Origin of the sequence: Burkholderia alba, assembly GCF_034721475.1 — a bacterium.
GTDB classification, from domain to species: domain Bacteria; phylum Pseudomonadota; class Gammaproteobacteria; order Burkholderiales; family Burkholderiaceae; genus Burkholderia; species Burkholderia alba.
The window spans coordinates 31,740-56,591 of sequence record NZ_JAWJWL010000006.1; the positions used below are offsets into that span (position 1 = coordinate 31,740).

The window sequence follows — 24,852 nt, forward strand, 5'->3', positions numbered from 1 at the left end:
TGGAGAAGCGCGAGAAATGGCGTTCCGGCGACACGATCTGAAGCCGAAAACGCCGCAGCGCTCAAAGATACGCATCCCGCACTCGCCGACGATACCGTCAGCGAACCGGAGATGTCGCTCGAATCGGCCCGCGTCGCCCGTCAGGCCTCCGCGCGACGCCCGTCAAAACCGCGAAGGCACACGGCTCGGCAAGCACGCCCAAGCCGGATCACGCGCGCAGCCGTCCTCCGCTCCAATCGCGCCGCACTGCCCAATACCCGAGCGCGCGCCGGACGGCCCGCCGCGCGACGCCCGTCACCGCGCGCCCCGTCCCGCCAGCGCCACCCCCACCGCCGCGAGCGCGACAACCGGCGTCAGCAGGCCGAGCGCCCCATATGCCGCATACCCCGCCGCGATCACCGGCGGCCCGAGCGTCGCGCCCAGATTGCCGAGCTGCGCGATCGCCCCATGCGAATAGGCCTGATCACGCGGATCGTGCGCAAGATACGGGACCATCGTAAACACCGCCCCCTGCACCAGCCCCGACATGCACAGCAGGCCGAGCGCGGCCGCCCGCTCGCCCGAACTGCCCGCCACCCAGTACGCGCCGCCCGCCGCCGCCGCGACGCTGGCGAAACACAACGCGGTCAGGCGCACCGGCCGGATCGCATACTGGGCGAGCACGCCCGCCGCGAGCGTCCCGATCACGCCGAACAGCGGCATCACGAACGACAGCGGGTCGTGCGCGCCGCCCGTCATCCTCGGCACGAACGTCAGCAGCGCGATGAACATGCACGTGTGAAAGAAGAACAGGATCCCGGGCAACGCGGTCGCCCGGCGCGCATACATATCCACATGCTGCGCGGCGAACCCCCTGAGCGAGAACCGCTCCGGATGCGCGACGGCCTCCCCGCGCGCCGTATCGGGGGGGATCATCAGCAACACGGCCGCCGCGAAAACCAGCAGCAACGCGCCATGCGCGGCCAGCACGCCCTGCACGCCGTCACGCGCCATGATCGGCGCGGCGAGACACTCGGCGAGCGCATACGCGACCCCGAAGAACGTTCCCCACAGCCCCATCGCGATCGCCCGATGCCTCGGCGCACTGAACACATGCATCAGGATCGGCGCGACGATGACGATGATCAGCTGCGACACGCCCTCGAGCAGCCGGCTCAGAAAAAACACCGGCAGCGGCGGCAACTCCGCCTGCACCAGCGAAATCACGCCGCCCATCGTCAGCGCGACCTGTAAGCTCCGCCGATAATCCCAGCGCCTGACCAGCACCCCCGCCGTCGCGCCGAGCGCCGCGCCCACCGTCCCGATGATCGACAGCAGCAGGCTCGTCGCCGCCAGCGAAATCCCGTAATGCGCGCCGAGCGGATCCAGGCTGACCGAGATCTTCGCGAACTGCATCGCGGCGCCGATCCCGCATCCCCACAACAGCAGCACGACGGGCCAGTCGGTCGCGGCACGCGCGTCGCCGTGCTGCGTCATCGCTGCGAGGCCCGATTCGCGGTCAGCGCCAGCGTGTCGAGCATGAGCTGCACGAAGCGCGCCCGATCCGCATGCAGCGCAACCTTGCAGTTGGCGCGCCGATCGCCGCGCCGATGCAGATCGATCACGCTGCGCCCGACCGTCAGCGGCCCCGCCGTCTCGACATCGACATGGGCGCTCACGCAATCGATCAACGAATCGTCGATCAGCGCCCCGACGCACAGCGCGTCGTGCACCGGCGCGGACCCGGCCACCGGCATCTTCTCGGTTTCCTCGTGCACGTCGATGCGCTGGCGGATGAAGCGCTCGGCCGCGAGCGCCGCAGGCGTGCCCGACGCGCGCAGCCGCTCGCAGTCCTCATAGGTGACGAGCGCTTCGTGCGTCGCATCGAGCGTCACCAGCACGATCTCGCGGAAGCCCGCGCCCAGCACCGTGGCCGCGGCTTCCGGATCCGCCCAGAAATTGAATTCGGCGGACGGCGTGGTGTTCGCGACCGCATGCCCGCCGCCCATCACGATCAGGCGCCGCACCCGGGTGGGAAACGCGGGATCGCGGCTCACCGCGAGCGCGAGGTTGGTCAGCGGCCCCACCGCGACGAGCGTGGTGTCGTCGCCGCGCGAAGCAAAGTAATCGACCAGGAACTCCGCCGCCGGCGTGCTGACCACCCCGCGCTTGGACGGCGGCAGCGGCAGCGTCAAGCCGTGCAGCGCCTTCGGCTTCGACGGATCGCGCGGCTTCGGAAAATCCGGCCGCGCAAGCGGCTTGTGCGCGCCGCGGTACACCGGCACGTCGGTCCGGCCGATGTTGTCGAGCACGCGCAGCGTATTGTCCGTGCAGCACTCCACCGGCGCATTGCCGTTCACCACCGTGCAGGCCACCAGTTCGAGATCCGGATGCAGTGCCGCCAGCATGATGGCGACGGCGTCGTCCGTGCCGGTGTCGACGTCGAGGACGAGTTTGGAGCGGGTCATCAGAGGTTCCTTGTTGCGGATTCGCTCGATGCGAAGCCGATTGAAAAACAGGCGATCCGGCCGCCCGCGCCGCGTCGCGCGGCCGGATCGCGGCGGCGGCATCGCGCTGCGCGCCGCCGTTCAATGCTCGCCCAGCGGATCGCCGTAGAGCTTCGAGTAATCGTAGGTATCGTCGCGATGAAAGCGCGCGTCGTAGCAGACCAGCTCGACGGTATTGCCTTCCGGGTCGTGCAGGAAAATCGAGCGCCAGCCGATCCACGTGTGCACGGCGAGGTTGTGCGCAATCCCGTTCTGCTCGACGAACACGCGCATCGCTTCGTAGTCGTCGACCGTGACCGTCAGCGCGACGTGATGCAGCGTCGAGCTTCCCGGCGCCCAGCCCGCCCACGGACGCTCGTCGAAATTCGAGTGCTTGCGGCGATTGAACAGCGTCAGCGTCTGCACCTGGCCGGCGACGCCCTGCGCCACCTTCATGAACGCGACCTCGTCCTCGAAGCGCCGCAGCAGCGGCAAGCCCAGCACGCCGGTATAGAACGCGAGCATCGCCGCCATGTCGTCGACGCGCAGCACGATCTCCCCGATCCCGAGCACCTTGAACGGCCGATTCGCGTCCGTGCGCCCATCCCACTCGCCGCGGCTCATGCGAGGCTCTCCGCTAGCCGGAACCCGATCGCGTAGAGACTGCTCGGATAGGCGCCGTGCCGCCGCTGGCAGCGCGCCAGATCCGCGAAGCGATTGAACGCGCCGCCGCGTGCGACCCGGTATTCGCCGAGCTTCCTGTAGAGATCGTCCGCGATCAGCTCGCCGCCCGGATAGGGGTGATAGACATCGCTCACGTACTCCTCGACGTTGCCCGCGAGATCCGCCACGCCTTCCGGCGTGTTGCCCGCCGGAAACGCGCCTACCGGCGACACGCCCAGCAGGCCCGCCTCCATCGTGTTCGCGCAACCGGCGGAAAACTCGTCGCCCCACGGAAACGCACGGCCCGCCGCGCCGGCCGCCGCGTGCTCCCATTCGTATTCGGTCGGCAGCCGGAAACGCCGTCCGGTCCTGTCGCCAAGCCACGCGGCATACGCTTGAGCGGCGTCGGCGGAGACCGTGTAGACCGGCGCATTGAGCGCGAACGCCGACGGCTTGCCGTACGCCCAGCTGCTCGGCAGCGCCGGATATTCGGTGTCTTCGAGAAACACGGCGAATTCGCCGTTGGTCACCGGGTATTTGCCCAGCGCGAAATCCTCGATCTCCGTCGAGAAGCGCGGCGACTCCTTCTCGATCCATGAGCGCTTCACGCCGAACCGCGCATAGCGCTCGACCACCTGGTCGATCCGCGCGCGCTCGGTGCCGATCCGCGCCTGACCACCCGCGATCGCGATCATCTCGGGACGCAGCGGATCGAGCCGCGGATCGCCGATCGCGCTCAACATCCATCCCGCGGCGATCCGTCGCGCCGCGCCGACGTCGCGGTCCTCGACGAGCGCAACCAGCGTCGCCGCGTCCAGCGACCGCACGTGCTCCAGCACGTCCGCCTCGACCGCCAGCAACGGTGCGACGTAGTGATCCGGCAGGCCCATCGCCGCCCGGTCGGATATCTGGTTGATCTCGCCGATCACACGGTCCGGCCAGTTCGATGCCTTCATCTGAAGTTGCCCTCCTCGGTTCGGGATACATCTCGAAAACCCGCCGTGCCCTCCGTCGACGCCCGGAAGCCGCGGCGTCGCTCAGGCAAGCTCGACCTTCCCCGCGATCATGTCGCCGAGATCGCCGACGATCACCGCGGAAGCCGGACCGCCCGGCTGCACCGCATAGAACAGGTCGTTCAGTTCGCCGCTGACGTCGCCGGCGTGGATCGTCACGCGGCGCTTCAGGGTCGCGGCCGTCCGCCGGATGGCGTTGATCGATGCGCCGGTCGCATGCACCGCGAGCACCACGAACTCGTCGACCTTCGGCGCCAGCTCGACCATCATCGCCATCAGCGACACGCCGCTCGCGAGCGCGCCGTCGACCAGCACGCCGATGCGATACCGGCTCGGCGGCGCCGTGAGATCGTGGCCGACCGCCAGCCCGCCCTCGTGCTTGACGCGCTTCACGTGCGGCGCGACATGCCGGCCGGCCGGCAGCCAGCCGAGGCTGTCCGCGAGCAGATAGCCTTCGCGGCGCGGCGCGACGACGAACACGTCGTCGCTCGCAAGCAGACGCTCGACGTCGATGGGCAGCGCGCGATACACGTCGAGCAGCACCGCCTTGTATGCTTCGCGCGTCTGTGCCGTCTGCTCGGGCACGCGTGAAAGATCGCCGAGGCGCCGGATCTCCGTCGCGATGCGCCGATCGCCGAACGACGCGACCTCCACGCGGCTCTCGTCGTGGGTCGGATGGAAAGGCCGGTTGTGCAGCGCATCCAGTTGCGCGCCCGAGAAGGTGACGAGCGTCGGCAGCACGATGCCGTAGCGCCTCTCCATGGTCTGCAGCGTCGCGCGCAGTCCGGGTTCGGCATCGTGCGCCGCCTGGCGCGCGAAGCTCGGCGATACCGCCGGACGCTCCCCGCCGCTGCCCGCGTCGGTACGCAGCAAACCGGTATCGACGGCCTGCCTCAGCAATCGCTTCCCGTGCGTCCAGAGCGACTCCGCGCCGTCGCCGATCACCGACTTCTTCGCCAGCACGCGTTCGTAGTTCACGCCCGGCTGCTTCCATGTCCCGCCGCCGCTGTAGAAATTGATCAGCAGCGGCTGGAACCGGTCGAGCGCGCGGGCAAAGCGCGCCTCCGCGCTGTCGCCGTCCTCGAATTCGAGCCACCCCGCCTTCAGCTGGTCGCCCAGCGGCGCCGGCAGCAGACCGAACAGGCGGTCCGCCGCGCGCTGCTCGTTGGCCGCCTTGTGCTCCGCGCCCTGGTCGTCATAGAGAAACACGTCGCCCGCATCGATCTCGACGAGATCGTGCAGCAACAGCAGTTCCACCACCCTGGCCACATTCACCGGGCGGTTCGCGTGTTTCGACAGCACCAGCGCCATCAGCGCCATGTGCCACGAATGTTCGGCGGAATTCTCGCGGCGGCTGCCGTCGAGCAGCGGCGACTGTCGATAGACGGACTTGAGCCGGTCCACCTCGAGAATGAAATCGATCGTCTTCGCAAGATCCTGATCAGCTGTCGGCTGGGTCATCGCGGCGCTCCGGGTGAGACGAGTAAATCCCGCGCATCGTCCGGCAACGAAAATCTCGCGAGCGGCGAAGCGCATGCCGCGGCGACGCAAGGCCATCGCGCGGAGGGGACGGTTGTTCTGATTCGCATTCCTGATTGGCCAATGCCGGATCGACGCCGATCGGATCAACAATGAAATGCACCGGACAAGAAATTTATCTATCGAGATCGTCCGGGGACGCGGGATGAAAATCTCAAGTCCACGCCATCCTACTGAAAATTCCACAACCCGGAGATTCGTTCTGCGCATCGCGCATATTCCCGACCTGAATACGCGCGATGCACAGCCGGCGGGCCCGCGGCGGCGTTGCGCCATCGGCATTTGCGCCACCGCGAATACCGGCTACGACGAAGTTATCCACATCGCCCTCTGGATAACCCCTGAATAACTCGTCTGACTCTCTGTGCGACAAATGGGGATAAACCGCGACGCACAGTGAAACGGCGAAAAGTTGTTCTGTGTTGCCCGACACAGCGCACGTTGAGTCCGCAGGGTTACGAATTCTCCACAGCGTTGACGCGCCAATGTATTTCCGACTTATCCACAGATCGATGCCTGTGTTGTTAACTATTACCTATGTATACATATACAAATATAAGAAACCTGAAAGACGACGCGCTCCGCGCCCGACCCCACTCGCTTCGGCGCGGCTTTTCGATCGACCGATCCGGTACGCCGCACAGTAAAACAGCCCGATCGACGCTAGCCGATCGGGCTGTTTCGTTCCCGCTTCCTCTCTCATCCCGCCAGAGTCTGCCGCCCCCTTGCGGGATGCGGCACCTTTCACCGTCCGCCGAAGATGTCCCGGTATGCGCCGTACATCGACAGCAGCGGCACGGCGATCAGCAGCGGCGTCAGCATCAGCGCCTTCGCGGGCAGTTCGGCCAGCGACACCAGATAGGCGCCGCCCGTCATCGCCAGCAGATAGATCGCGGTCACTCGCCAGTTGCGCAGCACGGCCTTGATGCTCGCCACCATCGCGGCGACCGGCGACACGTCGTGCAGCATCACCAGCGCCGGTGCGAACCAGGCCGCGGCAATCGCTACCGCGAACACCGGCATCTCGAGCACCGGATCCAATCCGCCCTGCGCGGCGAAGCCGCTGCCGCTCATCCCGACGATGCCCCGCGCGATCTCCGGCGCCATCTGCAGGACGTCGCGCAGCCCGAAAGTGAATACGTAGCCCACCAACACCATCGCCGCGCCATACAGTCCGATCGCGATCAACGCATTCCGGCGCGCGTTCACCGCTTCGATCACCTCGCGCAATCCCGCCGGTTTGCCGTTGCGGGCGCGCTCCATGACGAACATCAGCGCGGCCGCGAGGCCCGGCGCGAAAAACATCGCCAACGGCCGCAGCACCGGCGCCAATTCCAGCAGCGTCGCGAAATCCGCGCACGCGAGGATCGCGCCGAGCCACAGCAGCGGCCGCTCCCGCGCGGCATCCCAGCCGCTCGCCAGCCACTGCGCACAGCGTGCCGCCCCGACCTCGCGGCCTTCGGGAAGCGACGGGCTCGACTTCCGGTTGCGACGGGCTGCTTCCTGGGTACCGCTCAGATAATCGATGTTCATGACCATTTCCTTTCTCGTAGCGAAAAGAGGACGTACTTGAAATGAGGTTCCGGTAACAACGGGTTCAAAACGAATTCACATGCGTCATGCGGACGGCTCGCGATCGAGGCTCGCCGAGACGGCGTCGATCTGCCGCTTCACGTAGCGCGCCAGCGCCCGCCAGGTGACGCGGGTCAGCCACACGCACAGCAGCAGGCCGAGCAGCCCGGCGGGCAGCATGGCGAGGCTGTAGGACGGCGCCATGCTGATCAGCTTCAGCCCCATCGGCGCCATCACCTGCACATGCTGGCTGCCGCTGTCGACGGAGAGCTGGTTGTTGTGGATCGAGACGGAACTGTCGCCGCTCTTCACGGACATGTGGTTGTTGCCCTGGGGGTCGCCGGCCAGTTCCACGCGGTCGCCGTCTTCGTCCTTGATGTCCCATACCACCGACGTCGCGCCCTTGCCGGTACGGGCGAACGACACGCTTGCGCCATCCTCGGTCTTGAGGTCGAGCGCGATCACGTCGTCGCGAGGAATGCTGTACGTGTTGTCCTTGGCGGTCGCCAGCATCTGGTCCGCACCCGCACCCAGCGCATCGACGGAAACCTTGCCGTCCCGGTTGTGCATGTCGATTGCGCCGTTGCGCAGCACGATCGATGCCTTGCTGCCGCGCTTCAACGCCAGCACGAAGCGATCGCCGTCGATCCGCAGATCGCCGATGTCCTTCAGCGCATTGGTGACCGTCTGGCTGTCGCCCTTGGTATCGACCACGTCGGTACTGGAGCCGTGGCTGTCGATGTCCACGATGAGCGGCAGCGATTTGAGCGACGGCGTGCCGAACAGCTGGTGGCCGCCGAACACGACCAGCGCGACGAGTCCCGCCACGGTCAGCGCGACGGACACCACGTAGCCGAGCGTGAGCACCAGCAGGTACAGCATGAACGGCACGAGCAGCAGCATGTGCAGCAACCCGAGCCCGGCGATCGACGCGACTACCCGCATCAGGTTCGCGAACGAACGGCGGTTCTGCCACTGCCGGTAGTTCGCCTGCGCCTTCAGCTCGCGAGCCAGCTTCAGCGGATCGCCGAGCGCGGCGACCACGTCCTCCTCGTTGCGGCCGGCGGCCAATGCATCGCTGATGTACTCGTGGTAGTCGGCGACGATCTCGTCGACCGCCTGCTTCGGCATGCTGCCGAGTTCGTACCGCAACTTCTGGATGAATTCTTCCTGCTTCATTATTGTTCCCCTCTGTCCGCTGGCAGGCTGGGCAGCCCCAGCACGCCGTTGACTTCATCGACGAAACTTCGCCATTCGCCTTCCATCTCCTGCAGGCTGCGCCGGCCTGCGGCGGTGATCGAGTAGTACTTGCGCGGCGGCCCCGAGCTCGATTCGACCAGGTAGGTCGACACCCATGCTTCGGCCTGCAGACGCCGCATCAGCGGGTAGATCGTGCCTTCGCTGATTTCCATCGTCTCGGAAAGTGTCGATACGAGTTCGTAGGCATAGCTGTCCCCACGCGCCAGTACCGCCAGCACGCACATATCGAGCGTTCCCTTCTTCAACTGAGTTTTCATGCCATTCCACTGCCATAGTGTGTGTTGCAAGGTACCGTGCTATGCACTGCCGCTGGTTGCATGATGGGCGCCTTGAGACATGGACGGAATATAGCAGCCGGTATTATTTTATGCAAGGTACTGTTTTATGCACGGCAATCGCGGGCCGATCCGGCCGAGCGAAGCGTTGTTCGTCTGGTTTTTGAAAGAAAAGGATGGTGCCGGGCACGGCTGCCCGCGGTCCGTCCTGCCTCGCTCCCGCGCGTCCGCCCAGAACGCAGTTTGAATTGATCCAGAGTGCACACCCCTGCACCCTCCGGCCAAAGCGCCGCATAGTGGCAACCAGTCCATTCAGCGAGATCCGGCATGTCAGTGCAAAAAGGCGGCGGCCAGACATTCGATTACATCGTGATCGGCGGCGGCTCGGCCGGCTGCGTCGTGACGCACAGGCTCGTCGCGGCGGGCCACCGCGTGCTGCTGCTCGAGGCCGGCCCGCCCGACAACTCGATCTTCGTCCATACGCCCGCGACCTTCGTGCGGGTGATCGGCACCGAGCGCACCTGGATCTACGAGACCGAACCGCAGGCGCACGCCGCGGGCCGCCGCATGTCCGTGCCGCAGGGCCGCACGCTCGGCGGCGGCAGTTCGGTCAATGCGATGGTCTACATCCGCGGCACCCCCGCCGACTACGATGCCTGGCGCGACGACGCCGGCTGCCACGGCTGGGGCTGGCACGACGTCCTGCCGTTCTTCCGGCGCGCCGAGCGCAACCAGCGCCTTGCCGGGCCGCTGCACGGCGTCGACGGGCCGCTCGCGGTCAGCGACACGCCGTATCGCCACCCGCTCAGCCAGGCGTTCGTGCGCGGCGCGCAGGAGCTCGGCTTCGCGTACAACGACGATTTCAACGGCGCCTCGCAAGCCGGCGTCGGCTTCTACCAGACCACCACCTTCGACGGCCGGCGCGGCAGCACCGCCGCCACCTACCTGGCCGCCGTCAGGCGCGATCCGCTGCTCACGGTCGAGACCGGCGCGTTCGTCACGCGGATCGTGTTCGAGCACGGCGCGGCGGTCGGCGTCCGCTACCGCGCGCACGGCGGCGACGAGCGTACCGCCCGCGCGCAGCGCGAAATCGTGCTGTCCGCCGGCGCGCTCGCCAGCCCGAAGCTGCTGATGCTGTCGGGCATCGGCCCCGCCGCCGAGCTGCTGCAGCACGGCATCCCGGTCGTGCACGACGCGCCCGACGTGGGCGAGAACTTCCAGGACCATCTCGAGGTGTCGCTGTACGGCCGCGCGCGCAAACCCATCAGCCTGCTGGGCCAGGATCGCGGCCTCAACGCGCTGCGCCACGGCCTCCAGTACGGTCTGTTCCACACCGGGTTGCTGACGTCGAACGTCGTCGAAAGCGGCGGCTTCTTCGACACGGCGGGCAGCGGCCGTCCCGATGTGCAATTCCACGTGCTGCCCGTGCTGGTCGGCGATGTCGGGCGCGATCCGCTCGCCGGGCACGGCATGTCGCTGAATCCGTGTTTCCTGCGGCCGAAGTCGCGCGGCACGGTGCGGCTGCGCAACGCCGACCCGCAAGCCCCGATCCATTTCGACGGCAATTTCCTGAGCCACCCGGACGATCTCGCCACCCTGCTGCGCGGCCTCGATCTCGCGCGCTCGATCCTGCGCACGCCATCGATGGCGAAGCAGATTTCGGGCGAGCTGCTGCCGCAGCCGCCAACGGGAGCTAGCCGACCCGATCTCGAAGCCTACGTGCGGACGCACGCGAAAACGGTCTATCACCCGGCCGGCACCTGCCGGATGGGCGGCGATCCGCAATCGGTCGTCGATCCGCAACTGCGCGTGCGCGGCGTGAACGGCTTGCGGATCTGCGACGCATCGGTGATGCCGTCGCTGATCTCGGGCAACACCAATGCGCCGACGATCATGATCGCCGAGCGCTGCGCCGATTTCCTGCTCGCACGCGACGGCGAGCCCGCCGCGCCCATCCGATACGAAGAAACCGACCCTTCCCGCTGAACGCCAAGGAGACCTGACGATGCAAATCTTCCAAGACAAAGTTGCGCTGATCACCGGCGGCGGCACCGGCATCGGCGCGGCCGTCGCCCGCAAATTCACCGAGGCGGGCGGCAAGGTCGTGCTGCTCGGCCGCCGCCGCGAGCCGCTCGAAGCGGTCGCGCAGCCGCTCGGCGGCATCGCCGTGGCGGGCGACGCCGCCGACCAGGACGACGTGCGCCGCGCGCTCGCCGACGCGCTCGACGCGTTCGGCCGGGTCGACGTGCTGATCGCGAATGCGGGCGGCCACGGCGTCGGCAGCGCGCTCGACACCGACGACGCGTCGTGGGCGCTCTCGACCCGGCTCAATCTCGACACCGCGTTCGTCTGTGCGCGCGAGCTGCTGCCGGAGCTGATCGAGCGGCGCGGCAACATCGTGATCCTGTCGTCGCTCGCCGGACACTTCGCCGGGCCGGACGTGGTCGGCTACGTGACGATGAAGCACGCGCTGCTCGGCCTCACGCGCTCGCTCGCGCGCGACTACGGGCGACGCGGCGTGCGCGTCAACGCGGTGTGTCCCGGCTGGGTCCGCACCGCGATGGCCGACGAGCAGATGGACGCGCTGCGCGCGAGCCGCAAACTCGCGACGCTCGACGACGCATACCGGCTCGTGACCCGCGACGTCCCGCTCGGCCGTCCCGCCGAACCCGACGAAGTGGCCGACGCAACGCTGTTCCTCGCGTCCGCGCAGGCGTCGATGATCACCGGCACGTCGCTGATGGTCGACGGCGGCGCTTCCGCCGTCGATCTGCCGACCGTCGAATTCGCCCGCTGAGCGCCGCGCGCGATCGCCCCTATTTCTCCGAGGATCGATTTCATGGACAACACACCGCAGGACTGGAAGAACTACGAGGATTTCGCCGCAGGCATCGACACGAACCGGCTGCCCGCGACCCAGGCGCTGGCGGGCCGGACGCTCGTGTTCGAGTTGCCCGACGGCGCGCTGCACGCCACCTTCGACGACGGCCATACGCTGACCTGGCGCCGGGGCGACGCGGGCGACGCCGACTGGTACGAGGCGATCGAAGTGGCCGAGTCGACCTATTTCGTCGACGTCACGTTCCGCAGCCGTCCGCTCGAAGCGCTGACGCTCGTGTTCAACCTCGCGACGCGACGCGTGCTCGGCATCCTGTCGCGCATCCGCAGCCGCGAGGAAGCGGGCGCCGCGCCGCGCGTCGCGCAGGATTTCCTGGTCGGCACGCTGGCGGGCGGCGCCGCATCGGGCTTCGTCCCGGCCGAAACGCGCGACCTGATCGGCGTACGCACGCTCAACGTCTACAGCCCGAACCATACCTACGAACACACGTATCTGAGCAGCACACGCTACTGCTGGCAATGCCTGGTCGGCGAGCAGCGCGGCCACGGCGACGTCGATCTCGCGACCACCTACCGGTTCGCCGACGATCTGTATCTGTTCACGTTCCGGGAGTTCCTGATCCCGGTCGCGTCGGTGTTCCTCTTCAACTTCAATGCCGGCCGCTCGACGGGCAAGTTCCTCGGCGAAACGGGCGCGGGCGCGATCGCCAACAACCCGGCCGGCTCGTTCATCCACAAACTGTCGCACACCGTGTATCCGCACGATGCGCAACCCGTCTGAGAACCACGACATGCGTACTCCTTATCAGATCGTCGCCGACCACTACGCGGCGTCCGACCGCCGCGACCCCGCCGCGATGATGGCCGATATCGCCCCCACGATCGAATGGACCGAGATGGCCGGCTTCCCGTGCGCGGGCACCTACCGCAGCGCGGACGAGGTCGTCCGGAACGTGTTCGTGCGTCTCGGTACGGAATGGGACGGCTATACGTTCACCCTCGAAGCGCTGCACGACGCGGGCGACACGGTGCTCGGCACCGGCTGGTACGCCGGCACCCACAAGCTCACCGGCAAATCGTTCCGCTGCCGCGTCGCGCATGTGTGGCGGGTCGAGGCCGGGCGCATCGTGCGTTTCGAGCAGTTCACCGACACGCTGCTGGTCGCGCGGGCCATGCAGCCGTAAGCACGGCGCCCCCGTCCGTCTTCCTTTCACCCGCACGCAAGAGACTCTTCATGCAACTGGCCGAACTCTCGACACAGCATCAGCGCCAATCCGGCTTCCTCGCGCGACGCACCTTCGGCAACTGGATCGACGGGCGCGAATCCGAACCGCATTCGGGCCGCCATCTGCCGGTCGTCGATCCCGCCACCGAAATGACGATCGCCGATGTGGCGGACAGCGACGCGCACGACGTCGACGCGGCGGTGGCCGCCGCGCGGCGCGCGTTCGAGGCCGACAGCTGGGCGAAGCTGCGCCCGGCCGACCGCGAACGGATGCTGCACGCGCTCGCCGAACAGATCGAACGCCACGCGGACGAGCTGGCCGCGCTCGAAACGCTCGAAACCGGCAAGCTGCTCGGCGTCGCGCGCGCGGTCGACGTGCTGGGCGGTGCCGAATACGTGCGCTACATGGCGGGCTGGGCCACCAAGATCGAGGGCGCGACGCTCGACACGTCGATCGCGGTGCCGCCCGGCACCGAGTATTTCGCGTACACGAAACGCGAGGCGGCCGGCGTGGTCGGCGCGATCGTGCCGTGGAATTTTCCGCTGGCGATCGCGCTGTGGAAGATTGCGTCCGCGCTCGCGTGCGGCTGCACCGTGGTGCTCAAGCCGTCGGAGGAAACGCCGCTGACCGCGCTGCGGCTCGGCCAGCTCGCGCAGCAAGCCGGGCTGCCGCCCGGGGTGCTCAACATCGTCACCGGCACCGGCGCGCAGGCGGGCGCGGCACTCGTCGCGCATCCCGGCGTCGACAAGATCACCTTCACGGGTTCGGTCGAGGTCGGCAAGCGCATCGGTCATGTCGCCGTCGACCGCATGGCGCGCTTCACGCTCGAACTCGGCGGCAAGTCGCCGCTCATCATCTTCGACGACGCCGATCCCGATCTGGCCGCGCAAGGCGCGGCGCAAGGCATCTTCTTCAACCAGGGGCAGGTCTGCACGGCGGGCTCGCGCGTATACGTGCAGAAGCGCAGCTTCGAGCGGGTCGTCGCGGGCATCGCCGCGGCCGCCGAACAGCTCCGGATCGGCTCGGGCTTCGATCCGCTCACGCAACTCGGTCCGCTCGTGTCGAAGCGCCATTTCGAGCGCGTGCTCGGACACATCGGCACGGCAAGGGAGGAGGGCGCGACGCTCGTCACGGGCGGCGAACGCGCGCTGGCGGGCGGCTATTTCGTGAAGCCGACGGTGTTCGTCGACACCGACGCATCGATGCGGATCGTTCGCGAGGAAGTGTTCGGGCCGGTCGTCACCGTGATGCCGTTCGACGACGCGGACGATGCGGTGCGGCTCGCGAACGGCTCGGATTTCGGGCTTGCCGCGAGCGTCTGGTCGCAGAGCCTGTCGCGCGTGCACCGGATCGTGCCGCGCCTGAAGGCGGGCATCGTCTGGGTCAACACCCACAACATGCTCGACAACAATCTGCCGTTCGGCGGCTACAAGCAATCCGGCTACGGCCGCGAGCTGGGCCGCGCGGCACTCGACCAATTCACCGAACTCAAGTCGGTCTGTATCGCGCATTGACGCGCCGGGCGGGACGGCATTCCGCCCGGCGACCAGGCAGCACCATAAGACAGCCATCCCAGGAGACACCATGAAGCCGCTTTCCCCCGTCACGAAGCGTGCGCTCGCGTTCGCGTTCGCGGGCCTCGCCGGCCTGTTCGCGCACTCCGCCGCGTTCGCGCAAAGCTGCGGCCTGTCGAACGGCAAGCCCGCCACCGGCGCGCCGATCCCGATCGGCGCCATCGTCGGCAAGACCGGTCCGGACGATTTCAGCTCGTCCGCGCAGGCCGCCGCCGCCTACTTCAAATGCGTGAACGCGAACGGCGGGATCAACGGCCGGCCGGTCCAGTATCTGGTCGAGGACGATCAGTGGAACCCCGAAACCGCGTCGCAAGTGGCGTCGAAGCTGGTGCGCGACCGCAAGGTGCTGGCGCTCGCGGGCAACGCGAGCTTCGTCGAGTGCGGCGCGAACGCGAAGTTCTACGAACAGGAAAACGTGATCGCGATCGCGGGCGTCGGCGTGCCGCGCGAATGCTATTTCGCGCGCAACTACGCGCCGCTCAACATGGGGCCGCGGCTGTCGATGACGCAAGCCGCGCTGTACGCGAAGCAGCAGTACCACGCGACGCGGATGGTGTGCATCGCGCCGAACATCCCGAGCCTCGGGCGCTGGTCGTGCGAGGGCCCGGCGCTGTGGGGCAAGCAGAACGGCGTGACGGTCGACACGATCGTGATGGATCCGGACTCCGCCGATCCGACCTCGGTCGTGCTGCAGGCCGCGTCGAAGAATCCGCAGGCGATCCTGCTCGGTCTGCCGAAGGGGCTGATGGTGCCCATCCTGTCCGCCGCCGAGCAGCAGAACCTCGGCAAGCGGATTCATTTCGTGTCCGCCGCGTCGGGCTACGACCTGGGCGTACCGAAGGCGATCGGGCCTTACTGGAAAGGCAATTTCGACGTGAACCTCGAATTCCAGCCGCTCGACGCGTCGACGCCGGACAACCAGAACTGGCTCGCGGTGATGAACAAGTACGGCGAGCCGAAGAACCCGCGCGACACGTTTTCGCAGGCGGGCTATCTCGCCGCGCGGCTCGTCACCGACACGCTGCTGAAACTGCCGGCCGGCCAGCTCGACCGCGCGCACGTGAGCACCGCGCTGCGCGACGTGAAGAACTTCCGCAGCGACATCCTGTGCGGACCGTTCTACGTCGGCCCGGGCGACCGCCATAACGCGAACAACGCCGGGCGGATGGCGCAATCGACCGGCGCGGGCTGGAAAACCGTGTCCGCCTGCCAGGCGGTCGACGATCCGCAGCTCGCCGACATCCGCGCAACCGAACAGAAGATGCACTGATCCGATGAGCGCCCTCGACTTCGTTCCCTATCTGATCTCCGGGCTCGGCGTCGGCGCGGTCTACGCGCTGTCGGGCGTCGGCCTCGTCGTGCTGTACCGCGCGTCCGGCGTGCTGAACTTCGCGTTCGGCGCGATGGGCGCGACGGGCGCCTACGTCGCGGCCGCCTGCCTCGATGCCGGCTATCCGCAGATGCTGGCGTGGAGCGCGGCGATCGCCGCCGCGACGGCGACGTCGCTCGTCTACGGTCTCGCGATCGCGCCGCGCCTCGCCGCGCGCGACCGCGTGGTGCGCAGCGTCGCGACGCTCGGCTTCGCGCTGGTCCTGCTCGGCTTCTGCGAGTGGTACTGGGGCGACACGCCGCGCCGCCTGGTGCTGCCGACCGATGCCGAGGCGCTCGATTTCGGCGACGTGCGCTTCACCTACACGCGGATCGTCGGCCTCGCGCTCGCGTTCGCGATGATGGCCGCGATCGGCGTGCTGCTCGCCCGCACGCGGCTCGGACTGCAGATGCGCGCGCTGTCCAACAACCGGCACCTGAGCGGGTTGCTCGGCATCCGCGTGCTGCGCGTCGACGTCGCCGCCTGGGTGATCTCCGGCGTGTTCGCCGGCATCACCGGTCTGCTGCTCGCGAACCTGGTGCGGCTGCAGGCCGCCGTGCTGACGTTTCTCGTGATCCCGGCGTTCGCGGCGGCCATCGTCGGCCGGCTGTCGTCGCTGCCCGCGACGGTCGCGGCCGGCATCGCGATCGGGCTCGCCGAGGCGCTGGCGATCACCGTGCCGGGCTTCGCCGAGTATCGCAGCGCGACGCCGTTCCTGATCGCGCTCGTCGCGATGCTGTTCATCGGCTCCACTTCCAGCGGCCATGCCGCGAACGAATCATGAAAACCTCCACCGCCGTCATCGACGGCTCCGGCGGCACGGCCCAAGCGCCGCGCGCGGCAGGCGGGCGGCGCCCGCTCGTCGCGATGCTCGTCGTGCTCGCCGCGATCGCGCTCGTCGTGCCCGCCGTCGCCGACGCCTACTGGATCAAGACCCTCACGTCCGCCCTCACCGTCAGCATCGCGGCGGCCGGTGTCGCGATGCTGTACCGGCAGCTGGGCCTCGTCTGCCTGTCGCAATACGCACTGCTCGGCGTCGGCGGCTGGGTCGCGCTGCGCCTCACGCACCTCGGCGTGCCGTTCGAGCTGTGCGTGCTCGCGGGCGCGGCCGGCGGCAGCGTGATCGGCATGATCGCCGGGCTGCCCGCGCTGCGCCTGCGCGGCCTCTATCTCGCGCTCGTCACGTTGATGATGGCGGGCGGGTTCCAGGTCGTGGTCAGCGCGATCGGGTTTCCGGACGGCGGCGACGGCTTCACCGGCCATCTCGCGTTCGGCGCGCGCCAGATGATGGCGCGCCCGCTGCTCGGCCAGAGCGACAGCGCGTATTTCCGCTACGTCGCCGTCTGGGCCGCGCTCGCGTTCGTGCTGCTCGAACTGCACCGCCGCTCGAAGGCCGGCCGCTCGTGGGCGCTGATCCGGCGCGGCGAGACGACCGCGCTCGCGGCCGGCGTCAACATCGTGCTCTACCAGACCTGGGCGTTCGGCCTCGCGGGCCTGCTCGCGGGCCTCTCGGGCGGCTTGCTCGCGGGCACCGTCGGCCAGCTCGACGGCCGCGCGTTCGCGGCGTCCGAATCGGTGCTGCTGTTCGCGCTGTCGGTCGTCGGCGGGGTCTATCACTGGTTCGGCGCGCTGATCTGCGGGCTGCTGCTGCGCGCGGTGCCGTCGCTGCTGACCGACTTCGGCGTCAACGGCTATCTCGCGACCATCTTCTTCGGCGCGGCGCTGCTGCATGCGCTGATGACCGCGCCCGCCGGCATCGCCGGCCAGCTCGCGGGGGGCGCGGCGCGCGTGGGACGCCTGATCGGCCGGATCGCCGGCCGCGATCGCGGAGGCGCGCGATGATCGAGATCTCGAACCTGACCGTCCAGTTCGGCGGCACCCGCGTGCTCGACGGACTCGACGCGACCCTCGCCGCGCCCGTCTGCGGGCTGATCGGCCCGAACGGCGCGGGCAAGACCACCTTGCTCAACGTGTTGAGCGGGTTCCTGCGGCCGCGTGCCGGCCGCGTCGCGCTCGACGGCCGCGCGATCCTCGATCTGTCGGTCACGCAGCGGGTGCGCGCAGGCCTGCGCCGCACGTTCCAGACCGAGCAGATCGTCGAGGATCTCAGCGTCTACGACAACGTGCTCGCGCTCGCCGAACACGTGATGCCGCCCGCGGCCGCCCGTGACGACACCGCGCACGCGCTTGCCCAGGTCGGTCTCGCCGACATCGCGGCGCTGCCGGGCGCGGCGCTCAACCTGTATCAGCGCCGGATGCTGGAGCTGGGCAAGGCGCTCGTCGGCTCGCCGCGTCTGCTGCTGCTCGACGAGCCCGGTGCCGGCCTGAACGAAACGGAAGCGGGCCGCCTGCGCGACGTCGTGCTGGCGATCCCGGCGCGCACCGGCGCGCAGGTGCTGCTGATCGACCACGACGTCGACCTGATCGCGGCGACGTGCACGGAAACGCTGGTGCTGGATTTCGGCAAGCGGCTCGCGCTCGGTCCGACCCGCGCGGTTCTCGACGATCCGCTGGTGCGGAGCGCCTACCTCGGCAAGGAGCTGGACGAACATGCAGCTTGAAGTGAAAGACCTGGTCGTGCATCGCGCGAACAAGCCCGTGCTGCACGGCGTATCGGTGCGGGTCGCGCCGGGCCGCGTGACCGCGCTGGTCGGCGCGAACGGCGCCGGCAAATCGACGCTCGTGATGAGCATCGCCGGCGCGCTGCCGGTCACCTCGGGCGCGGTACTGCTCGACGGTGCGCCGCTCGGCGCGCGGCGGCCCGAGGAAGTGCGCCGACGCGGCATCGCGGTGGTGCCGGAAGGACATCGGGTGCTCGGCGATCTGTCCGTGCTCGACAATCTGCGGGCGGCGGGCGCGTTCCTGCCGGTGCGAAGGCTGAACGACGGGATCGAGCGCGTGCTCGCGATCTTTCCGGAACTGAAGGCGAAGCTCGCCGCGCGCAGCAACGACCTGTCGGGCGGACAAAAGCAGATGGTATGCGTGTCGCAGGCGCTGCTCGGCGAGCCGCATACGCTGCTGATCGACGAACTGTCGCTCGGGCTCGCGCCGGCCGTGACCAAGCGTCTCGCGCAGACCGTCGCGGGCATCGCGGAGGAGGGTGTCGCGATCCTGCTGATCGAGCAGTTCACGACGATCGCGCTGGCGCTCGCCACCGACGCCTACGTGCTCGAGCGCGGTCGCATCGCCTTCGCGGGCGCCGCGCGCACGCTGCGCGAACAGCCGGAGATCCTGCACGGGAGTTATCTGGCGTCGAAAGCCGCCGGCTGAACGGCCGCCGCTCGCGGCCCGAACGGCGCGAGCGGCCCGAACGAAAGACGGAGTAGACCGATACGCGACGGTGCCGTTACGACGCCGTCCGCTGCCGTATGAATTCGCGCGGCGTCATGCCGTAGCGCGACTTGAAGCTCCGGCAGAAATGCGCGCTGCTGCTGAACCCCCAGCTGAACGCGATCTCCGAAATGGCGGGCTTCGCGGCGCGCGCGCTGTCGAGCGCTTCCTTGCAGCGTTCGAGCCGGCTCAGCCAGATATAGCGGTCGATCGTCACGCCTTCGTCCTCGAAGATCCGGTGCAGGTAGCGCTTCGAACAGCGCAGCTCCTTCGCGATCTGGTCGAGCGACAGGTCGGCGTCGGCCAGATGGCCCTGGATGTATTGCTTCACGCGCACGCGCAGCACGGCGGGCAGCGTGACGTGGGTACCCTGTGCGTCCTTCTGAGCAGTCAGCGTCGACACGATCAACCCCAGGATGGTCTCGGAGAGAGCGCTGCCCGTCGTGCCCGGCAGCGACGGCAATTGCTCGGACAGCGAGACCAGGAACGACGACAGCAGCGAGAACAGGCCCTTCAGCTCGAACTCGCGCGCTTCCGACGTATGCAGGTCCGGCACCGAGAAGCCGCCGAGCTGCCGGCGCGGAATCTGGATCGCGAGCTGCTGGACCTGCGACAGGTTCGAGATGCTGTACGGCACTTTCGGGTCGTAGAGGCTCCAGTCGCCCGCATGCAACCGGAACACCTTGCCGCGCTGCTCGATTTCGCTGATGCCGCTCAACTGCAGGATCAGCTTGAAATAGTCGGAGCCGTGATCGTGCAGGGCCGCGAGCGGGCGGACGATCTGGTGCGCGGGCGCCGAGATCGTGAACACGCGCATCGGGCCGATTTCGTACTGGCCGAGCTGGGCATCGAACGTGTCGATGTCGTCGCAGCGCGCATCGAGCCCGCCGAAGTATTGCGTGACGACACGGCTCCACGCGCGGCCGCGGGAGGCGGGCGATTCGCCCGCTGTCGTAAAGAATCTGCCATTCACCATGCGCTCCTTGCGAGAACCCCGTGTGGCCGAACCAAAGCGGAAGCATCCGGGATTGCGCCGGATATAGTTAGCATATTAAATATTTCGCGCCGGGGAAATCCGGTTTACTCCCGAACGGGTTCGGCAGCCGATCTGGAACCGTTTGCACGCCTTGCGGACGCCGACCGGCGGAATCCGTCGGGCCGGGATCGCGGTCGTCAGAATCCCGAAGTATTGCCGAAATGCATGCCGCCCGGCCGCGCATCGCTGCGCGGCCGGGCGGTCGTCCGTCGTCGCTGCCGTGCTAGAAGCGCGTCAGCATGCCGATCCGCGCGAGGAATTGCGAATTGCCGCTCGACTGCGCATCCGGCCCCGTCACGCCGTTGATCCATGCTTGCGCGCCCTGGCTGCCGCCCGCGCGCTGGTACACCGCCTCGACATAAGCCGAGGTGCGCTTCGACAGCGCGTACTGCACCGCCGCGGTGACCTGGTGCGCGTAGTTGTCGTCGAGCTGCGCGTTGCCCTTCATGTACTGATAGTTCGCGCCGATCGTCCACGGAGCGTTCACATAGCGCCCGCCCACCTGGACCACGTTGATGCCCGCGCCCGTCAGCGTGTTTCTCGTATTGGTGTAGAGCAGGTTCAAATCGACCAGCGTGAGCGAATAGCGCGCGCCGAGCCCCCAGTTGCGGATGCCGTCGTGCCCGTTGTTCATCTGCGGATACTTCACTTCGACATAGGCGGCGCCCAGCCCGAAGCTGCCGCCTTCGTACTTCGCGCCGAAGCTGATCGTGCTGTTCGCGGAGAGCCCGCCCGCCTGGTTGCTGAACCCGTACAGCGCGCCGAACACCACGCCGCCCAGGTTCGCGCTCGTGTACTTGACGGAATTCGGCACGCGCGCGGAGCCCGCCATCCGGTCGAAGTCGAACGATCCGGTCGGATTATTCGGAATCCCGAGTTTCGTGAACGGGCCTTGCCGGAAGTTGTACAGGCCGCCGTACTGGAACGATCCGTCGAACGAGCCGAAGGTCAGCGAGTCCGTCATGAAATCGTATTGCTGGCCGAACGTGACGCCGCCGAGCCGATCGTTCGACAGGCCCACCATTGCCGTGCGCGAGAACATCGAACCGGCGCTCGGCAGCGCGGCGCCCGTGCCGACCGCGTACTGCGAGGTCAGTTCGAACACGGCCTTGCTGCCGCCGCCGAGATCTTCCGCGCCCTTGAGGCCCCACAGGTTCGGCACCGCGATGCCGTCGTCGAAGTACAGGTTGTGCTTGCCGCCTTCGTTGCTGACATACGAAATGCCCGCGTCGATCAGGCCGAACAGGGTCACGCTGCCGTCGGACGCGTGCGCGCCCGCGGCGATGGCCAGACCGGCCGCCGCCACTGCCAACTTCTTCATTTTCGTCTCCGTCCGTGATTTTGTTTTGTGGTCCTGCTTTTTGTCGTTTTCGATCTCCGGGACGGAGTGTGGAACACGAGACGGCGTGGATCTTCACCGACGACGCACAAAGACTATCCCGACGACGCACAGCGAACTGGCAGCGGCCGGGCATGCGCCGGCGCGGGATGCGCAGAGAAATGGGGAGGGGGGAGGAGGGAGAAGCGGATTGCGCGCGCATGCCGCCGGCGCGCAGCGCGCGGGTGCGGCCATACGGAAAGCGCGCGCCGGACGCCGCCGGCGCGCGCGGTCGATCGTCAGCCGGCCGTCAGCGACGCGGCGATCAGGTCGTCGACCGTGCGGGCGCGCACATACCGCGCAGGCCGGTCGCGGCCCGCGATCGCGCGGAAGTGCGCGTCGCCGCACTGGATCTTGCGCTGCTCCTTGCCGCGCAGATCGTCGTCGGCCAGGCTGCTCTTGGTTTCGACGACGAAGTACAGCTGCGGCGCGCCGTCGTGCTCGATCAGCACCGCCCAGTCGGGGTTGTAGCTGCCGAGCGGCGTCGGGATCTTGAACCAGCCGGGCAGCTTCGCGTACAGCCGCACCGCATCGTTGTGCTCCAGCGCCTCGGCGAATGCGAGTTCGACGTTCGAGTCGCAGACGACATCCTCGTAGATCGACTTGCGCGCATCGCGCCGCAGGTTCTTCAGATAGCCGGTGAGTTTTTCCTCGCCGAACAGCGACAGCGCGTACACGTGCCGATCGCCGAGCACCTTGTACTCGATGCCGTCGACGAGCGCCTGGCGCTTGCAGCGGTTCAGCGTATCGGCGACGAGCGCGATGAACTGCTGCGGGTTGCGCTGGAACGCATCGAGCCGCCCGCTTTCGATCAGGATCGTCGCGAGCGTGCGGCGCGTCAGCTGGGTGCGGTCCTGCAGATCGGTCAGCAGATCCGGCAGCGCGATCTCGCCCTCGTCGATCACGACCGTGCCGGCGCCCGCCGTCTCGGTCGCCTCGACGCCGGCCTTGCCGATCGAGATGTCGGCCTTGCGCCATTGCAGCCGCGCGCGCGCGATGTCAGGCGCATCCTTCAGCGCCGCGACGCAGTCGCGAATCAGCTGCGCGTTGTCGAACTGCACGCGGTAGGTCGTGCGGTACTTGATCCGGTCCCACAGCGCCTTGAACGCGTCGCCGAGATAGACGGCCTTGCCGTCGGCATCGCGGCGCAGCGCGATCTGGCGGCGGTCGTCGGCATTGCGTACTTCGAGCCGGCCGGACAGCTTGCGCAGCACGTCGACGATCTGGCTGCGCTGCGCGTCGAATTCGGGCGGCAGCGCGAGCGTGCCGCTCTTCAGCGCGAACTTCAGCGCATCCTGTATCTTGCCGTGCGCGTCGATGTAGCCGTGCGCCTTCAGGTGCGCCCACAGCGCATTCGACGCGTCGACGCCCAGCAGCGTCGGCTCGCCGTCGGCCGACCACGCGGTGAGCGCCGCGAAATGATGCGCCTCGACCACGCCGAAGCGGATGCCGGTATCGGCCTCGATTTCCTTCTGCAGGTTGTCGGCGAACTGTTCGTAGCTTTCGGTGGCGATCACCGTCAGCGTATTGACGTCGAAGCCGCGCACCCGCTCGCCGTGCTGGTTCACGCAAAGGCGCAGCCCGCGCCCGATGGTCTGGCGGCGTTCGCGCTCGGTCTGGATGTCGCGCAGCGTGCAGATCTGGAACACGTTCGGATTGTCCCAGCCTTCCTTCAGCGCCGAGTGCGAGAAGATGAACTTGAGCGGCGTGTCGAACGACAGCAGCCGTTCCTTTTCCTTCATGATCAGGTTGTACGCGCGCTCGGCATTCTCGCGGTTGCCCGCGCTGCTTTCGCTGGTGTCGGTCCAGCCGCCCTTGCGGTCGATCGAGAAGTAGCCGTTGTGCGCGTCCTGCGCCGCGCGGTCCAGATCGACGCCGTCGAACAGCGCGCGATACGCGGGCAGCTTCGCGGCCCGGCAGTACTCCTCCTCGAAGATCCGCGCATAGTCGCCCTTCACCGGCTTGCCGAGCGCATCGTAGCGGCGGTACTTGTCGACCGTGTCGACGAAGAACAGCGACAGGACCTTCACGCCGAGCGGCTGCAGCCGCTGCGCCTTGTCGAGGTGCTCGCGGATCGTGCGGCGGATCATCTCGCGCTGGATCGCGAGGGCATCGACGTCGGCATGCGCGTCGCCGATCGACAGGAAGGTCTCGCCGCCCGGATAGCGCAGCTCGACGAACTCCGCGCCCTTTGCGGCGTGAATCTCGCCGATCCGGAAATCGGCGTACACCGCGCGCTTCGCGATCCGCTCCAGGTCGTCGCCGTCCGACACCGTCACGTCGTGCCGCAGCACGCCGCCGGGCGTCGCGACATCGAGCTCGATGCGCGCCGAGATCGTGCCGCGCCGGTTCGCGACCGACAGCAGCCGCACGAACGGCTTGTTGTGCGCATCCTCGACGGTCGCCGACGCGACCTCGATCTGCTTGACGAGCCTGCGCTCGTACGCGTCGACCGCGTCGAGCCGGTACACCATGTGGTACTTGTCCGCGTGGGTCGCCGAATACCGCAGCGTGCACAGCGGATGCATCGCCTCGAGCGCTTCCTTGCCGCGGCCGTCGAGGCCGCCGTCGACGCTTTGCGGCTCGTCGACGATCACGATCGGACGCGTCGCGCGGATCAGGTCGATCGGCTTCTCGCCGCCCGTCTTCTCGCTGTCCTTGTAGAGATTGTTGACGTCCTTCTTGTTGATCGCCGAGACCGTCACCACCATGATCTGGATGATCGAACTGGCCGCGAAGTTGCGCACCTCGCCGAGCTTCGCGGAGTCGTACAGGAAGTAGTCGAACGGCACGCCCGCGTAGAGGGCGCGGAAATGGCGCTCGGTGATGTCGAGCGTCTTGTAGACGCCTTCCTTGATGGCCACCGACGGCACGACGATCACGAATTTCGTGAAGCCGTAGCGCCGGTTCAGTTCGAAGATGCTGCGCAGGTAGACGTAGGTCTTGCCGGTGCCCGTCTCCATCTCGACGGTGAAGTCGCCGGACGTCAGCGCGCCCGACGGCGGCAGGCCGCCGTGCAGCTGCACGCGCGCGAGATTCGCGGCGAGCGCCGCGTCGTCGAGGGTCAGCCGGTTGCCGACGCCGAGGTCCGACGCGGCCATGCCGAGCGCCATCTGGCGGCTCGCGGTGCTGCGCCGCGCGCGGTCCGCCGTGACGCTGAACTCCGCGCGGCACGCTTCCTGGCCGCGAAACAGCGCGCAGACGGCCTCGATCGCTTCGAGCTGGTAGTCGAGATCCGGTTCGAAATGCAGTTGCATGTCAGCACGCTCCGGCGGGACGGGCGCCGCATCCGGCGCAATGGTCGGGACGGCGCA

At 67.9% G+C, this 24,852-nt stretch carries 21 protein-coding genes; 10 read left to right on the forward strand and 11 right to left on the reverse strand.

Features of this window, described 5'->3' with window-relative positions; all coding sequences use genetic code 11:
- Nucleotides 1–294 precede the first annotated feature (294 nt).
- From RZR99_RS08125 to RZR99_RS08160, 8 genes are all read right to left on the reverse strand, one after another.
- Entirely contained in the window at nt 295–1,476 is a 1,182-nt protein-coding gene (locus RZR99_RS08125; protein ID WP_323119238.1) for an MFS transporter, read from the reverse strand.
- Nucleotides 1,473–2,447, reverse strand: a complete 975-nt coding sequence (locus RZR99_RS08130) for a nucleoside hydrolase (RefSeq protein WP_323119239.1) — start codon at nt 2,445–2,447, stop codon at nt 1,473–1,475. The genes RZR99_RS08125 and RZR99_RS08130 overlap by 4 nt, the downstream gene beginning before the upstream one ends.
- Nucleotides 2,448–2,567: 120 nt before the next feature.
- Nucleotides 2,568–3,089 carry a VOC family protein gene (locus RZR99_RS08135; protein WP_323119240.1) on the reverse strand — a complete coding sequence of 174 codons (522 nt, stop codon included), beginning with the start codon at nt 3,087–3,089 and terminating at the stop codon, nt 2,568–2,570.
- Nucleotides 3,086–4,084 carry a formylglycine-generating enzyme family protein gene (locus RZR99_RS08140; protein WP_323119241.1) on the reverse strand — a complete coding sequence of 333 codons (999 nt, stop codon included), beginning with the start codon at nt 4,082–4,084 and terminating at the stop codon, nt 3,086–3,088. Before RZR99_RS08140 ends, RZR99_RS08135 begins: the two co-directional genes overlap by 4 nt.
- Before the next feature lie 81 nt (nt 4,085–4,165).
- Nucleotides 4,166–5,602, reverse strand: a complete 1,437-nt coding sequence (locus RZR99_RS08145; RefSeq protein WP_323119242.1) for an HD domain-containing protein — start codon at nt 5,600–5,602, stop codon at nt 4,166–4,168.
- Nucleotides 5,603–6,424: 822 nt separating this feature from the next.
- Nucleotides 6,425–7,213: a BPSS1780 family membrane protein gene (locus RZR99_RS08150; protein ID WP_323119243.1), complete on the reverse strand. Its 789-nt coding sequence runs from the start codon at nt 7,211–7,213 to the stop codon at nt 6,425–6,427.
- Nucleotides 7,214–7,297: 84 nt separating this feature from the next.
- Entirely contained in the window at nt 7,298–8,431 is a 1,134-nt protein-coding gene (locus RZR99_RS08155) for a DUF1700 domain-containing protein (RefSeq protein WP_323119244.1), read from the reverse strand.
- A complete protein-coding gene (locus RZR99_RS08160; protein ID WP_323119245.1) occupies nt 8,431–8,769 on the reverse strand; it encodes a PadR family transcriptional regulator in 339 nt (112 codons plus the stop codon). The genes RZR99_RS08155 and RZR99_RS08160 overlap by 1 nt, the downstream gene beginning before the upstream one ends.
- A 345-nt stretch (nt 8,770–9,114) precedes the next feature.
- Here RZR99_RS08160 and RZR99_RS08165 point away from each other — a divergent pair, with 345 nt between their 5' ends.
- The 10 genes from RZR99_RS08165 to RZR99_RS08210 all read left to right on the forward strand — a co-directional run bounded on the left by RZR99_RS08165 (nt 9,115) and on the right by RZR99_RS08210 (nt 19,064).
- Nucleotides 9,115–10,773: a GMC family oxidoreductase gene (locus RZR99_RS08165; protein WP_323119246.1), complete on the forward strand. Its 1,659-nt coding sequence runs from the start codon at nt 9,115–9,117 to the stop codon at nt 10,771–10,773.
- A 19-nt stretch (nt 10,774–10,792) separates the two neighbouring features.
- The gene (locus RZR99_RS08170; RefSeq protein ID WP_323119247.1) at nt 10,793–11,584 is read left to right on the forward strand and encodes an SDR family NAD(P)-dependent oxidoreductase; all 792 of its coding nucleotides are present in this window, start codon (nt 10,793–10,795) and stop codon (nt 11,582–11,584) included.
- A gap of 42 nt (nt 11,585–11,626) precedes the next feature.
- Nucleotides 11,627–12,406 carry a MoaF C-terminal domain-containing protein gene (locus tag RZR99_RS08175; RefSeq protein WP_323119248.1) on the forward strand — a complete coding sequence of 260 codons (780 nt, stop codon included), beginning with the start codon at nt 11,627–11,629 and terminating at the stop codon, nt 12,404–12,406.
- A 10-nt stretch (nt 12,407–12,416) separates the two neighbouring features.
- Nucleotides 12,417–12,809: a nuclear transport factor 2 family protein gene (locus RZR99_RS08180; RefSeq protein WP_323119249.1), complete on the forward strand. Its 393-nt coding sequence runs from the start codon at nt 12,417–12,419 to the stop codon at nt 12,807–12,809.
- A 50-nt stretch (nt 12,810–12,859) separates the two neighbouring features.
- Nucleotides 12,860–14,365, forward strand: a complete 1,506-nt coding sequence (locus RZR99_RS08185; RefSeq protein WP_323119250.1) for an aldehyde dehydrogenase family protein — start codon at nt 12,860–12,862, stop codon at nt 14,363–14,365.
- 70 nt (nt 14,366–14,435) lie between these two features.
- Entirely contained in the window at nt 14,436–15,695 is a 1,260-nt protein-coding gene (locus RZR99_RS08190) for an ABC transporter substrate-binding protein (RefSeq protein ID WP_323119251.1), read from the forward strand.
- A gap of 4 nt (nt 15,696–15,699) precedes the next feature.
- On the forward strand, nt 15,700–16,578 hold the full coding sequence (locus RZR99_RS08195) for a branched-chain amino acid ABC transporter permease (protein WP_323119252.1): 879 nt from the start codon (nt 15,700–15,702) through the stop codon (nt 16,576–16,578).
- A complete protein-coding gene (locus RZR99_RS08200) occupies nt 16,575–17,636 on the forward strand; it encodes a branched-chain amino acid ABC transporter permease (protein ID WP_323119253.1) in 1,062 nt (353 codons plus the stop codon). The genes RZR99_RS08195 and RZR99_RS08200 overlap by 4 nt, the downstream gene beginning before the upstream one ends.
- Nucleotides 17,633–18,355 (forward strand): ABC transporter ATP-binding protein, encoded by a 723-nt coding sequence (locus tag RZR99_RS08205; protein WP_323119254.1) that lies wholly within the window; start codon nt 17,633–17,635, stop codon nt 18,353–18,355. Before RZR99_RS08200 ends, RZR99_RS08205 begins: the two co-directional genes overlap by 4 nt.
- A complete protein-coding gene (locus RZR99_RS08210) occupies nt 18,345–19,064 on the forward strand; it encodes an ABC transporter ATP-binding protein (RefSeq protein WP_323119255.1) in 720 nt (239 codons plus the stop codon). The genes RZR99_RS08205 and RZR99_RS08210 overlap by 11 nt, the downstream gene beginning before the upstream one ends.
- A gap of 76 nt (nt 19,065–19,140) precedes the next feature.
- Here RZR99_RS08210 and RZR99_RS08215 read toward each other — a convergent pair whose 3' ends face one another.
- From RZR99_RS08215 to RZR99_RS08225, 3 genes are all read right to left on the reverse strand, one after another.
- Nucleotides 19,141–20,100, reverse strand: a complete 960-nt coding sequence (locus tag RZR99_RS08215) for an AraC-like ligand-binding domain-containing protein (RefSeq protein ID WP_323119256.1) — start codon at nt 20,098–20,100, stop codon at nt 19,141–19,143.
- A 283-nt stretch (nt 20,101–20,383) separates the two neighbouring features.
- Nucleotides 20,384–21,481 (reverse strand): porin, encoded by a 1,098-nt coding sequence (locus RZR99_RS08220; RefSeq protein WP_323119257.1) that lies wholly within the window; start codon nt 21,479–21,481, stop codon nt 20,384–20,386.
- 296 nt (nt 21,482–21,777) lie between these two features.
- Complete coding sequence (locus RZR99_RS08225) at nt 21,778–24,795, reverse strand: type III restriction-modification system endonuclease (RefSeq protein ID WP_323119258.1); 3,018 nt, start codon at nt 24,793–24,795, stop codon at nt 21,778–21,780.
- Between the last annotated feature and the right edge of the window lie 57 nt (nt 24,796–24,852).